The 13,318-nt window shown below is 39.5% G+C and carries 14 protein-coding genes; 5 read left to right on the forward strand and 9 right to left on the reverse strand.

Translation table 11 applies throughout. The features are described 5' to 3' along the window. The first annotated feature begins 8 nt into the window (after positions 1-8). Complete coding sequence (locus tag NV349_RS08275) at positions 9-836, forward strand: ABC transporter permease (RefSeq protein ID WP_249646014.1); 828 nt, start codon at positions 9-11, stop codon at positions 834-836. Here NV349_RS08275 and NV349_RS08280 read toward each other — a convergent pair. Beyond that, positions 825-2,462 (reverse strand): PucR family transcriptional regulator, encoded by a 1,638-nt coding sequence (locus tag NV349_RS08280; protein ID WP_271912936.1) that lies wholly within the window; start codon positions 2,460-2,462, stop codon positions 825-827. The genes NV349_RS08275 and NV349_RS08280 overlap by 12 nt on opposite strands. 139 nt (positions 2,463-2,601) lie before the next feature. On the opposite strand from NV349_RS08280, the gene NV349_RS08285 reads away from it, so the two are divergent. Then, a complete protein-coding gene (locus NV349_RS08285; protein ID WP_249646016.1) occupies positions 2,602-3,957 on the forward strand; it encodes an aspartate aminotransferase family protein in 1,356 nt (451 codons plus the stop codon). A 42-nt stretch (positions 3,958-3,999) separates the two neighbouring features. On the opposite strand, the gene NV349_RS08290 is transcribed toward NV349_RS08285, so the two are convergent. After that, positions 4,000-4,452, reverse strand: a complete 453-nt coding sequence (locus tag NV349_RS08290) for a MarR family winged helix-turn-helix transcriptional regulator (RefSeq protein WP_271912938.1) — start codon at positions 4,450-4,452, stop codon at positions 4,000-4,002. 124 nt (positions 4,453-4,576) lie between these two features. On the opposite strand from NV349_RS08290, the gene NV349_RS08295 reads away from it, so the two are divergent. Next, positions 4,577-5,008, forward strand: a complete 432-nt coding sequence (locus NV349_RS08295; RefSeq protein WP_058844702.1) for a GNAT family N-acetyltransferase — start codon at positions 4,577-4,579, stop codon at positions 5,006-5,008. Positions 5,009-5,248: 240 nt separating this feature from the next. Here the strand turns inward: NV349_RS08295 and NV349_RS08300 are convergent, their stop codons facing one another. From NV349_RS08300 to NV349_RS08325, 6 genes are all read right to left on the reverse strand, one after another. Continuing rightward, positions 5,249-5,638: an RDD family protein gene (locus NV349_RS08300; protein WP_089932503.1), complete on the reverse strand. Its 390-nt coding sequence runs from the start codon at positions 5,636-5,638 to the stop codon at positions 5,249-5,251. A 63-nt stretch (positions 5,639-5,701) separates the two neighbouring features. Continuing rightward, entirely contained in the window at positions 5,702-6,664 is a 963-nt protein-coding gene (locus NV349_RS08305; RefSeq protein ID WP_036126588.1) for a carbohydrate kinase family protein, read from the reverse strand. Then, entirely contained in the window at positions 6,661-7,548 is an 888-nt protein-coding gene (locus NV349_RS08310; RefSeq protein WP_058844704.1) for a DMT family transporter, read from the reverse strand. The genes NV349_RS08305 and NV349_RS08310 overlap by 4 nt, the downstream gene beginning before the upstream one ends. A gap of 63 nt (positions 7,549-7,611) precedes the next feature. Beyond that, positions 7,612-8,862: a glutamate-5-semialdehyde dehydrogenase gene (locus tag NV349_RS08315; RefSeq protein ID WP_101966826.1), complete on the reverse strand. Its 1,251-nt coding sequence runs from the start codon at positions 8,860-8,862 to the stop codon at positions 7,612-7,614. After that, entirely contained in the window at positions 8,852-9,970 is a 1,119-nt protein-coding gene (proB, locus tag NV349_RS08320; RefSeq protein ID WP_089932499.1) for a glutamate 5-kinase, read from the reverse strand. The genes NV349_RS08315 and proB overlap by 11 nt, the downstream gene beginning before the upstream one ends. 466 nt (positions 9,971-10,436) lie before the next feature. Next, complete coding sequence (locus NV349_RS08325) at positions 10,437-10,820, reverse strand: hypothetical protein (protein ID WP_036126554.1); 384 nt, start codon at positions 10,818-10,820, stop codon at positions 10,437-10,439. Positions 10,821-11,035: 215 nt separating this feature from the next. Between NV349_RS08325 and NV349_RS08330 the strand changes: the two genes are divergently transcribed. Further along, positions 11,036-11,659, forward strand: a complete 624-nt coding sequence (locus NV349_RS08330; RefSeq protein WP_271912942.1) for a LysE family translocator — start codon at positions 11,036-11,038, stop codon at positions 11,657-11,659. Between the two features lie 11 nt (positions 11,660-11,670). Beyond that, positions 11,671-12,462: a DUF1835 domain-containing protein gene (locus NV349_RS08335; protein ID WP_058844708.1), complete on the forward strand. Its 792-nt coding sequence runs from the start codon at positions 11,671-11,673 to the stop codon at positions 12,460-12,462. Between the two features lie 120 nt (positions 12,463-12,582). Here NV349_RS08335 and NV349_RS08340 read toward each other — a convergent pair whose 3' ends face one another. Beyond that, positions 12,583-13,179 carry a DUF5412 family protein gene (locus NV349_RS08340; RefSeq protein ID WP_271912946.1) on the reverse strand — a complete coding sequence of 199 codons (597 nt, stop codon included), beginning with the start codon at positions 13,177-13,179 and terminating at the stop codon, positions 12,583-12,585. Between the last annotated feature and the right edge of the window lie 139 nt (positions 13,180-13,318).

The following is a 13,318-nucleotide window of genomic DNA, read 5'->3' on the forward strand; positions in this document are numbered from 1 at the left end:
TGGCTACCATGAAACAACTACAGCGCTATACTAAAAAAATCAATTTAGTCATTGGTCTCCTCGTTATTGTCGGCTTTTTGCTCGTCATGCTTGTTAGTTTCTTTTATACACCACATGATGTCAATGCGATGAATATACCTGAAAAATTGCGTGGACCTGGTGGTGCCTATATGTTTGGAACAGATGAATTCGGGCGTGATATTTTTAGCCGCATTATGAAGGGGACACAAACAGCCTTTGCTGTGGGTCTATTAACCGTGGCAATTGGAACGGTGTTTGGCATTCTTATCGGTGGTATTGCGGGCTATATTGGTGGCTGGATCGATGAAATCTTTATGCGGACGATGGACGCTTTAATGGCTTTTCCAGGCATTATTTTAGCCTTAATGCTTGTAGCAGTATTCGGTCCAGGGATTACAAATACCGCTATAGCGCTTGGCATTATCGCTATTCCAGCTATTGCAAGGATTGCACGTAGTGGCTTTGTGCAGCAACGTGACTCGGAATATGTACTGGCAGCGAAATTAATCGGGGTCAAGCCTTATAGCATTATGTTCCGCCATATTTTACCGAACATTTCGTCGCAAATTATTGTGGCTGCAACCGTGACATTTGCGACGGCGATGTTAGCCGAGGCAGCACTAAGCTATTTAGGGCTTGGAGTACAACCACCAAACCCTAGCTGGGGCAGAATGTTAAAAGATTCACAAGCCTATTTAATCGGTGCCCCTTGGTATACGTATGCGCCAGGAGGAGCCATTACCATTCTTGTTCTTGGTTTATATATGCTCAGTAATGCTTTACGAGATTTTATGGACCCACGTTCAAAATCGTAACAAATCAGGTGCTGTTTTTTGTAAGAGTTCATATGCCTTAACAGCCATTTCAATATTGAGGCGATGGGGAGCTTGTAAAAAATCAGCACCTAATATACTTTCTAGCCGTTCAATTCGTTTATAGAGTGTTTGACGGACGATAAACAGCTGTTCTGCCGTATCATTTTTAGCCCCGTTACAGGCCAAATAAACAGCTAATGTTTGAAATAAATCAAGGCTACTTTTTTGATCTAATAACAATATCTCTTGTAAATAATCTTTCACAAATTGTAGGAGAGCTGTCTGATCCTGCTGTAATAATAATCGATAGACACCTAGATCCTTATAGTAGATGGAGCTAGCCAATTGCTGATGTTGCATTTGAATGGCCGATTTCGCCTCTTTATAGCCAAGATGAACACTTTCAATCGACTGATAGACATTGCTAATGCCACAGCTAAGGATAAGCTGTTCAAAAAACTGTGCTGCTTTTCTCCCTATAATCTGTGAAATGGCTTGATCGAAGGAATCACGATTGTCTTTCATATAATCTGCGGCAATAAAAAAGGCTAAAATAATAATCTCATGCTGTCGTACCGAAACAGTAGGGAAAAATCCGAGCTTTTTTAAAATTGAGCGAATATACATGGCATTTTGGAGCTGTATTTCCTGCCACTCTTCTTCAGACACTGTATTAGCTTTATCATGAAGATTGAATACGACGACTCGGTAAAATAAATTACGACTCTCGATTGGCAAATAGCTTTGATAGTATGGTATATCAACGGGCTGTCCTTGAATTAAGGCAAGGATAAATTCATCCTCACGGCTTTGCTGTCGCTCCTGCAGCATGCGATTACGCATTAAAATATGGGCTATTGACATCGTAGCCCGTTCTAGATTCAACAAGGTGTAATCACTCGGCTTTGGCAGTCCAGAATGCATACATAAATAGCCCCAAACTTGTCCAAGTCCATTCACAGGGATGATGACAAAATGATCCTTATCAATGGATAAAAGGTGCAGAGGCTCTTGTATTTCTAACTGCTGACAATGCTCCTCCATAACACGCAAGTATTTTTTAGCCTCCACAGGATAATAAAAGCTTTTTGTATCTTCTGAGACAAATAAAAAGGGCGCATCCGTATCTTGGTGGAGAACTTGTAATATTTTTAAAATTCCATTTGGCATTAACGATAATTCCATAAATGTTTTGGAGAGTGTATCTAGCTGTGTTAGTGCCTGCTGGTGTTGATTAATTATGTACGTGTGTAAATCTTGCGTAATATCGATAAATCGTACAATGTCTTCAAAAATAATAATTGGGAAATGATGGGCGTTCGCCATAGCAATCAATTCTACAGGGACATGATCGAAATAGTCTCCAATTTCTATACAAAGACCAGCAGCTTCATTGCGAATAAGGTTTTGTAAGTAGGCGATTTGTGTTTCACGTTCGAGCTGTAAACCAACACCAGTAGTTAAAATCAATTCACCACCATTAATTAATGTATCAAAATCTTTGATTTCTAATATATGTGTCCATAAAACTTGGCGATCAAGACCATGCTGCCCAGCGATAAGCTTCGCTGATTCAAAATGCTTGCGCTTGAGGACATCACGTACGAGTAGAGGATGTTTCGCCATCAATTAGCACCTGCCCTTCGAATGTACAATGTCTATTTCATTATGTTAGAGAAATCAGAAAATTTCAATATTAACTAGTTTAATAGGGAAAATGGTGATAGATAAAAAGACATCGATGATCACGATTGGAGGTCATGATATGGAGCAGAACGATCAATTCACACATGATTTACAGCAAAAAGACCATGAAAATGTTTGGCATCATATGTCTATGTACAATGACAATGCGCCCCCTATTATTGAACAGGGAGAAGGAGCATGGATTACCGATAGTTTAGGCAACCGCTTTTTAGATGGCATGTCAGGCTTATGGGCAGTGAACGTAGGCTATGGCCGTGAGCGTCTTGCTAAAGTTGCGTATGAGCAACTGAAAAAGCTATGCTATGCCCCTTTAACCCAAAGTCATGAACCGGCCATCAGACTCGCTGAAAAAATGAACAGCTTACTAGAAGATGACTATATGATGTTTTATTCCAATAGCAGTTCGGACGCGAATGAAGTAGCCTTTAAGCTAATACGTCAATACCATCAACAAAATGGGGAAGGAACTCGTTATAAAATCATTGCTCGTTATCGAGGTTATCATGGCAGTTCACTGGGGGCATTGGCAGCCACAGGACAGGCCTTACGTAAATATAAATATGAACCCTTAACACCAGGCTTTTTGCATGTTGCCCCACCTGATCATTATCGTCGACCAAAAGGGCAGCCCGTGGAGGCGTATAGTTTAGCATGTGCTCGTGAAATCGAGGAAAAGATCATTTGGGAGCAAAAAGAAACAATAGCGGCCGTTATTATGGAGCCACTGATTACTGGTGGTGGCGTTCTTATTCCACACCCTACTTATGTTAAGGAAGTCGAGCGCATTTGTAGACGACATGGGGTATTACTTATCATTGATGAAGTCATATGTGGCTTTGGACGAACAGGGATGCTATTTGGTCATCAGCATTTTGACATTCGACCAGATGTCATTACTATGGGAAAGGGGTTAACAAGTGCCTACCTACCGTTATCCATCACGGCTGTACGCAAAGACATTTATGAAAAATTTAAAGAGATGGACGGCTATAGTCATTTTCGGCATATTAATACGTTTGGTGGTAATCCAGCAGCCTGTGCAGTGGCTTTAGAAAATATAAAAATCATAGAAGAAGAAGGGCTCGTACAGCGCGCAAGAGATTTGGGTATACAATTGCTACATGATTTGCAAGACTTATTGGAGCTACCCTTTGTTGGAGATATACGAGGGCTTGGGTTGCTCATAGGCATCGAGCTTGTCGAAGATAAACCATCACAAGCACCCGCAAAGCCAGAGCGAATAGCGAAAATTATAGCTGATTGTCAAGCAAACGGGTTAATTGTTGGGAGAAATGGCGAAACAGTAGAGGGCTATCATCATATCATTATATTAAGTCCGCCACTTTGCTGTACTGATGAAGATCTTGATTTTATGGTAGCCGTGTTAAAAAGAGTATTGGCAGCCAATGTTTAGTACGTGGCGATTCCAAACATGTGGAAATACAAGGAATCGCCTTTAATAGTGTCGTTTATGCCCCTTTTTTACATCCTCCCAGTCAATCTCGATGTTATGCAAAACACGCGTTAGTAGATTGTGGATGCTGTCAATCTCTCCAGTGGAAAAACCTGCAAGTGCACGAGCATTGGAATATTCGCCCTCTCGTTTCAAGAAAGGATAAATCTCTAAGCTTTTTGCTGTTGGGAAGAGCAATTTATTTTTTTTATTTCCTTGTTCAATACGCTTTTCAATAAAGCCCTTGGTCTCTAATTTTTGAATAGCCCGCGAAGCAGTCGTACGATCCACCTTTAATAGCTCTGCAACTTTTTCTTGAATGATACCAGGATTTTCACAAATTCGGATGACATATAAATATTGTCCCTTTGTTAAATCCAACTCCTTAAATTCAATATTACTAATTGAGTCTAATGCCCGTGCAATAGCACCTATTTCACGTAAAATTTCTTTCATGGTCGATCCTCCTGAAATTTTTATTGTATTTGCAATAAAAATTATTCTATACTAATAGTATCATCTTCGAAGTGAAATTGCACCTAGTGAAGATGGTCAATAGGAGAAACTAGGAGGAATATTCATGAGCATAAAAAAAGTGACAACTGAAGAAGAATTACAAACAGCGTTCGATTTTCGTCGACATGTTTTTATTGAAGAACAACAAGTACCTGAGGTAGAAGAGTACGATGAATTTGATTCGCTCGATGCACCATGTGATCATATTCTTGTGTATTACAAGGAGCAACCTGTTGGAACAGGCAGGCTTCGCATTGTGGAGGGCTATGGCAAACTAGAACGTATTTGTATATTGGAACAATACCGTAAATTTGGCCTGGGGAAAGAAATCATTATGGGCTTAGAGCAAATCGCACGAGACAAAGGTTTAACAAAAGTAAAGCTGAATGCCCAGTCCTATGCAGAAGGTTTTTATGAAAAATTAGGCTACCAGCGTGAAGGCGAAGAATTCATGGATTGTGGCATCCCACATATTTTAATGAAAAAATATTGGTAGTGGACGAAATCGTCTTTTCAATAACCTTCTCATTAGTGCTAGATTTTGTCACTTAGTATTCGTTTGCAGAGAGAAGGCGGAAGATCTGTTTTCGATAAAGTATACAATTCAATGGCACTACTTATGTTTAGCTGCCATTAGAAAAGGCTCCTCCTTAGCTAAGGGGAGCCATTTTTTTGCACGACGGATTCTAGTTTCAATTAAAAACTACCTTCATAAAGAAAGTTGGGCAGCTTTCAATTATTTTTCTTTGACAATCGTACCTGCGAAATTGTCATGAGGTAGACGTTGTCCATGCTGTTGCTCAAAGGTCTGGCGATTTTTTAGATAATCAAACGTACTGAGGGTGTCTCGATAAGCCATTCGTTTAATTATTTGACCGTCTGATAGTGGATGGCCATCTTCATTTTCGAGTGCCAGTTTCATTGCTTTGTAGCCAATGGTTTGTCCATTTTGACGGAGCTGTGCATATTCTAGTGCCCATAGCACGGCTGTTGGCGTAACGAGCGCATGAACGACTTCGTTTTTCACTTTTTTTCGTAGGAAATATTCAACACCCAACGTGACTGCGGTTGATATCGCTGTATCGATTAAAAATGCTGCTGTTCGTCTTTTTGTGATCGGCTCCATGTATGTCCTCCTTTATTACTCTGTCACTAGTACATACGAAAAATAAGGACAAGAAGTTTCGCGTTAATCTTGATTTATTTCCAATGGCAATACGGGATAAGAGGGAATGGCCCCATGCTTCGTTGTCGAAATCCCTGCATAACGGTTTGCAAAAGTGAGCAGGGACATCGCATGCTGTTCGCAATAGGTTTCAACATCAGCTACTGCTAGTTGATGTTGAAGGAATTTACTTAAAACTGCCCCAATAAATGCATCTCCAGCCCCTGTTGTATCGACAGTTTGTACCTCCTTAGCAGGAGCCTTTACATGAAGCTTTTTCGTATATAAAGTAGCCCCAGCAGCGCCATGTGTAATGATGATGACGGCTACATGCCCCTGAAATAATGCTTGGACAGCCGCCTGTTCCTCCTCTACTGCTGTTAAAAACAATAGCTCCTCCTCTGAAAGCTTCACAATATGTGCTTTAGGTAGAAAGGCGAGGATGGTTGCCCGACACGCAGTCTCATCCTGCCATAAAGGTAAGCGCACATTCGGATCAAAGGAAACAAGACTACCTGCTTGATGTGCCTGTTCAATAAAAGCAAGATGTGCTTGCTTCATAGGGCTTTCCACAAGATTAACAGAGCAAAAATGAACGATATCTTGTGCAGTGAGTAATTGTAAGGGGAGATAGTCTTGCTTGTACAATAAGTCCGCAGCATGTCGGCGATAAAATTGAAAATCACGCTCACCGTGACCATTTAATGAGACAAAAGCAAGACTTGTTTCTCCATCAGCTGTTTGGCGAATGTACTGCGTGTCTACACCTGTTTGCTGTAACGTTTTTATTAGGAAATCGCCAAAGGCATCCTGACCGACCTGTGTTAGAAGAGCTGCCTGCTGACCTAGCTTTGCACAGACCGCTGCTACATTTGCAGGTGCACCACCCGCATGTTTAGTAAAGTGCTCGATATCGGCAAGGGAGCCATGCTGCTCTGTTGGCGTAAAATCAATTAGTAATTCCCCTATAGTAAAGAGCTTGCTCATGAGGATGCCTCCTGTGGCAGCCGCTTTTTCTTCGGAATGTAAACTGTATAGAAAATACCTCCGAAAATAAGCAGGATACCTAACGTTTGCATAATGCTTGGCATAAAATCAAGCAACAGCATATCCAGTAAAATCGCGACAACAGGGTCAACGAACACTAATACGGATACAAGAATGGTCGTAAGATTGCGAATACTATCAAAAAATAAATAGTAAACAAATCCTGTATGAATAAAGCCTGTGCCCAAAATATAAAACCAATTGGAAGTGGTTAATCCCTCAAACAAGGAGAAGTCGATGAAAGGCAGTAGTATGACGATACCAACCGTTGTTTGAATATAGGTTAACGCATAGGAGCTAAGCTTCGTAATGGTTTTGCTTGTTAGCATGGTGAGGGCATAAAAGACCGCTGACAGTAATGCCCACACAAAACCAGATTGCATAAACTCTGAGAAAGACACAAAATTATGGAGACCAATGATGAAAATACTACCAATAAAGCAAGTGATGGTTGCTACAAGTGCTTGAATGGTCATTTTTTCCTTTAAAAAGATAGCGCCTAAAATTAAGACAAAAATAGGAGCTAAATTATAGATGGAAATGGCAATCGAAATCGACATTTCTTCAAAGGCTTTAAATAAAAATACCCAGTTTAAAACGATAAAGACGCCACAAATAATTGTTTGGAGAATTTCCTTCTTATCCCAAACCTCTGATTTATGCCCCCCTGTAATAAGCCACATTCCTCCTAGAAAGAGGGTGGCACAAATGCATCGAACAAAGACAAGCTCTGTAGCAGGAACACCAGTATGAACCGTAAAAAAGCCTATGGAACCAAACAGTGCCATGGAGACGGTTAGTTTAATCATTGCGGAGATGTTCATACGACACCTTCTTTCTATTTTTTGTAAAATTATTAAAGCAAATAAGTAACGGGCGGCTTCCTTTTATTCACGAATTTGGCCGTTGCCATATATGAAATATTTAGTTGAGGTTAACGCGGGCAAGCCCATTGGCCCACGAGCATGTAGTTTTTGCGTACTAATGCCAATTTCTGCACCATAGCCAAATTCAAAGCCATCCGTGAAGCGGGTAGAGGCATTATGATAAACAGCCGCTGCATCGACATTATTTAAAAATGTTTCTGCGACCAATTGATCTTCTGTAATGATCGCTTCAGAATGATGTGTGCCAAAGCGATGAATATGCTCAATTGCTTCATAGACATTTTCCACCAATTTAACACTTATTGTTAAATCAAGATATTCCATCGCATAGTCTTCCTCCGTAGCTGGAAGAGCAGCCTCAAATAGCTGACATACTTGTTCATCACCGATGATGGTCACACCTGCGTCATGTAGTGCTGTTAACAGTTGCATACCATGAGACTTAAACCAAATAGGATGAATGAGTAAGCTTTCTGCTGCATTGCAAACAGAAGGGCGCTGCGTTTTAGCATTCAGGCAAATTTTTTCTGCTTTTATGTAATCCGCCATTTGATCTACGTAAATGTGACAGTTGCCCGCACCTGTTTCAAGTACAGGGACAGTTGCTTCCTTCACAACTAAATCAATAAGCGCTTTGCCGCCACGAGGAATTAATACATCTAAGTACTCTTTTAAATGAAATAATTCTTTCACCGTTTCACGACTTGTATCCTCAATTAATTGCACAGCCTCTATAGGAATAGATGTTTTAGCAAGTGCACGGTGGATACTTGCCACTAGGGCGGTATTTGAAAATTTAGCTGAGGAGCTGCCACGTAAAATGACGGCATTGCCCGTTTTCAGAGAGAGAGTCGCTGCATCTACTGTGACATTTGGGCGTGCCTCATAAATCATACCAATGACCCCAAGTGGTACAATCCGCTTTTCGATGTGTAAGCCATTCTCTTTATCAATCTGCTCAATAACTGTGCCTACTGGATCTTGTAGGGAGACAAGTAAATGAATGGCATCGGCCATTGCCATTATACGTTCTTCATTGAGCATCATTCGATCTAGTGTAGAAGCAGGCAAGCTCTGTTTCTCACCCAGTGCTAAATCTTTGGCATTTTCAGCCATAATAGTATGCTGGTCAATGATTAACTGTTCTGCAATTTTTGTTAGCGCCTCATTCTTTTCACAGGTCGTTTTAATATTTAATATGTAGCTGGCAGCCTTTGCCCGTTGTCCTTTTCCTTGAATTTCACTTGTCATTCGTCATTCCTCCCTCATTCGTTTGAATTTTCAGCCATTTATCTCTGTGTATCACCTCAATAGGGCATTTCGACAATGTATCCGTCCGTTTTCCCATTGCTACAGTTAGCTCTAGGGAAGAGTACAGTACTTCGCCACGTCCTAATAAACCTTGTTCACTATAAACTTCTACAACATCCCCATTGTCAAAATCACCTTCTACACGATATACGCCAGCGGGTAATAAGCTTTTGCCATTGTCCATTAACGCCTTTTCAGCACCACTATCTATAAAAATTTTACCAGAAACTTCCGTAAGTGCAATCCACTGTTTATGATTTGTTAAAATCGCAAGTTCATCATGCTCGACATAAGTGCCATCCCCATGGCCTGCTAAAATAGCAAGTAGTTTATGTGCACCTTGACCTGTTCCGATAAATACTTTCACACCTGCACGTAGCGCTGTTCGGGCTGCTAATAGCTTAGATGCCATGCCACCCGTGCCAACCTTTGAAGCTGTACCATCAGCAAAGCTTAACATATCATCGGTAATAGCTGTTAACCGATCAATACGTTCCGCCTGCGGATTTTTAGCAGGATTGGCATTATATAAGCCATTGATGTCTGTTAAAATGATGAGCTGATCTGCATGGACAAGACCACTTACAAGTGCGGACAGCATATCATTATCCCCAAATGTCAATTCACTAATAGATACTGTATCGTTTTCATTAATAATTGGTAGCATGGAACGTTCTAATAATTCCTCGAAAGTAGCATAGGCATTTTTATAGCATTCTTTTTTAGAAAAATCTGTGCGTGTCAGTAAAATTTGAGCAGGCGTTATATCGTAAATGCTAAATAAGGCACTGTATGTTTGGATCAGTAAGCTCTGTCCAACAGCTGCCGCGGCCTGTTTTCCTTTTACCGTTACAGGACGAGCAGGGTAGCCAAGTTGTTTAAAACCAGCGGCTACTGCACCCGATGATACAAGCAAAACTTCATGACCCTGCTTCTTTAATTCGGCGATTGCCTGCACATGATCCATTAAACGAACTTTATCGATTTCGCCTTTTACATTTGTTAAAGAGCTACTGCCAATCTTCACAACAATCCTTTTTCTCTCCATCACACTACCTCCAGTTGTCTTATGTTCGTCATTGCTTTGTTAAATAGAGCAATGACGTTTCATCTTTGACACCAAAATTTTGCTGAATCAAGATAAAAAAAGCCTTTTCATCCTAAAAATTAGGACGAAAAGACTTGCCTTCCGTGGTACCACCTACATTGAACATCATGCGACATTCCACTTTTCTCATAACGCTAGAGACTGCGCCTAGTTTGGCCAGGACGTTTTACGAAGTAGGTTCATCAGTCTTCCTTGTACAATGCCTTACAGCCGATGGGCATTGCTCTCTTTTCAAGCAGTGGCTAACTACTAGTCTCCGTTCGTTTTCTCATCATGGAGTTGGTAACTATTGACTAAAGAATGCACTACTTCCTAAAGTCTGTCAAGCTGAATAGTGAAATTACTTGAAAGTTTTGATAAATTAAGAAGGAGAGATTCAAAAATGCTAAAGAGGCAACCTATTCGATTATTTAAACCACCAAATGGCAATGAACAGGGGAAGCATAGCCAAAACAATGACAAAAAAACTCCAAATAACTTGTTTACCTGTTGACATATTTCTTGGTTTAATACTCATTTGTTCATAAAGCTGGTTAATGGCACGTTGCTCTTTCGAATAAAGCATTGCTTGAAATTCTTCGTAATCTTGAATATAGCTGGAGGGGGGACGTGGACTAAAGCGTAAATTTCGAATGGAGTCCGTAATCTCTTGATCGCCCATCCAATAGGTGATCACTGGAGCAAGACCTGCGTTTTGTGCGGCCTTGACGTCAATGTCATGTGATTTCATTTTATAGTAAATCTGTCCATGCTCATCCTCATACTGTGTAACAATATCACTTACTGCCATTAACAATCACCTCTTATGGAAGTTATCTATTTTTTCATGAGTTTCTACTATTATAATGGATTAGGTGAGAAAAGTATCGCATGAACGAGCAGAATTTGTGAAATGAAAATTTGTGAAAAGTTTTTGATAAAGTCATAAACTTACAGCTAATGAGTACAACGTCATGTAGTATAATGTAAATAGTTTTTTAAAAGAAGTTGAAAGAAGGGAAAGTTTTGGAAATTTCAACGTTATTCGCGTTTTTAGGGGCTGCTATTATTTTAACCATTATGCCAGGGCCAGATAATTTATTTGTACTTGCCCAAAGCATTACACAAGATAAAAAGGCTGGTATTGCTACATCCCTTGGTCTATGTACAGGGCTCCTTGTCCATATTAGTGCAGCAGTACTTGGTATATCTGCGATTATTTATCAATCCACAATCATTTTTTCAATTGTCAAATTTGCAGGAGCAGCCTATCTATTATATTTAGCTTGGCAATCATTTCGAGCCAAGGGAGATCCATTTACCTTACAGCAGCAAAATACACAAACTTATATTACATTATATAAAAAAGGAATTTTAATGAATATTTTAAATCCAAAAGTATCATTATTTTTCTTAGCGTTATTACCACAGTTTGTGAATCCCGCACAGGGACATGTTGCGTTTCAAATGCTTATTTTGGGTATAGTATTTTTAGTGCAAGCACTCGTATTATTTTCGTTATTTAGTATATTTGCAGGGAAAGTCAGAAAACTCATTATTGGTCAACCTGCAATTGCCAAGCGATTAAATATGATTCAAGGTATCCTCTTCACATTTATCGGGATACAAATTGCCATCAGCAAACAGTAGGAGGAATGGTCATGGCTATTTTACATATTACCTTTAGCTTAGCAACGCAGGGCTCCCTGAAGTTTGCAATTCGTCAGCATCATTTGCAGCGTAATGAAACGGTTTTAAGTGTCCATGATGATTTCTCAATTGGACCACTTCAACATTTAGAAGAACGTAAAACTTGGTTAAACACTCATATTTTTAAGGATAATGAAGATCAGCAATTGTATGATGATATGTATGAGAACTGGATGAAAAAAATCGCAAGTTTACCTTGTGATTTGGATGTATGGATTTGGTATAGTCAAAACACACACGAACAAATTGGCCTGCGCTGTGTGATGAGTGAGTTGATTCATAAATGTAGTATGGTTTATGGAATTGATACAACTGAGGGTTTGAAACGATTGCAGCCTAATATGAGTATTCGTCATACAGGGGAACTTTCCTCCAATATGCTCATGAAGCTTCGTCCTGAGGCCAAACGATTTTCTGTCCAAGCATGCCAACAACTCGCGAAGGAATGGGAAGATATCAAAAAACAGCCAAGTACGTTGCGATTGTGGAAAAATGAGCTAGTGCATGTAGAGGAAGATGCGCTGGATGCACTCATTATGGCTAGTGCAAAAGAGTTGCAGATCCAGTACAAGGAAGAATGGCTGATGCCTACACATATTTTGGCTCAAACATTTGGGGCAATTGATCATTATGTCGGGGATGAATTTGTAGAGTATCGCTTAAGGACCCTCGTCGAGCAAGGATTATTTGAGATTCAAGGTGATATAACGGACATCTTTTCATATCAGGTTAAAGTACGTTAGGATATGGAAAATAACAACACAACTAAATGAACGAGCAATAAAAAAGATCAGGAGCGCAAAGCCTGATCTTTTCTATTGCTCCAAATTCATGAAGCAGTTGTTCTATGCATAACAGGATATTTAAGTCTCTATCTTGTTATACGAAGTGCTTTCATGTTGATAGCATGTTACATATTCATCTTTCATTAACAAGCTTTGACAAGCCAAACCATTTTCGTGATAAATCTCTTTATCCACATTTAATTCTATACTTCTATTTGAATTTGTATACTTAGACTCATGATTAACAATAGATAATTTAACCTCGTCTAGCCATTCCATTGAAAATTGACTTTTTGCAGCTGCATAATAGATGGTTTTGATTGTATGATTCTCGTTATTTGAAATTTCTACCCATACATTGACACCACTACTTGGACCTGCACCACCATAGGGTTCATAATAAGCGTTCGCTGTGTATTTTCCAGAAGGGGATGATACAGATTCGGGTCCTTTTTGCATCAGTTTTTTATCTATAGTTCTAAATGTAAAAAAGTATTGGATAGATATAAATAGGCCAAAAAACAGGACTAAACCCGCCACAAATGCTGTTAATGTTTTTTTAGGGAAATGATTCCGCTTAAAAAAGAAAATGATTAATTTGCTAACAAAAATGAAAAATAATAGCAATGTAAATAAAAATACAAAGAAGCCAATCGTGTTAAGGTATAAATGCAAATTATTACCTCCTTAGTATGATGAACAGGTTAATAGATTGTATAGTTGTAATTAGAAATTTAACATGTTTTTCTACAGTTATCGTTAAAAATCTTTATGTTCAAACCAAAAATCAAAATAAAGCGAGTAACATTGACAC

The organism is Lysinibacillus sp. OF-1 (assembly GCF_028356935.1).
Classification (GTDB): domain Bacteria; phylum Bacillota; class Bacilli; order Bacillales_A; family Planococcaceae; genus Lysinibacillus; species Lysinibacillus fusiformis_D.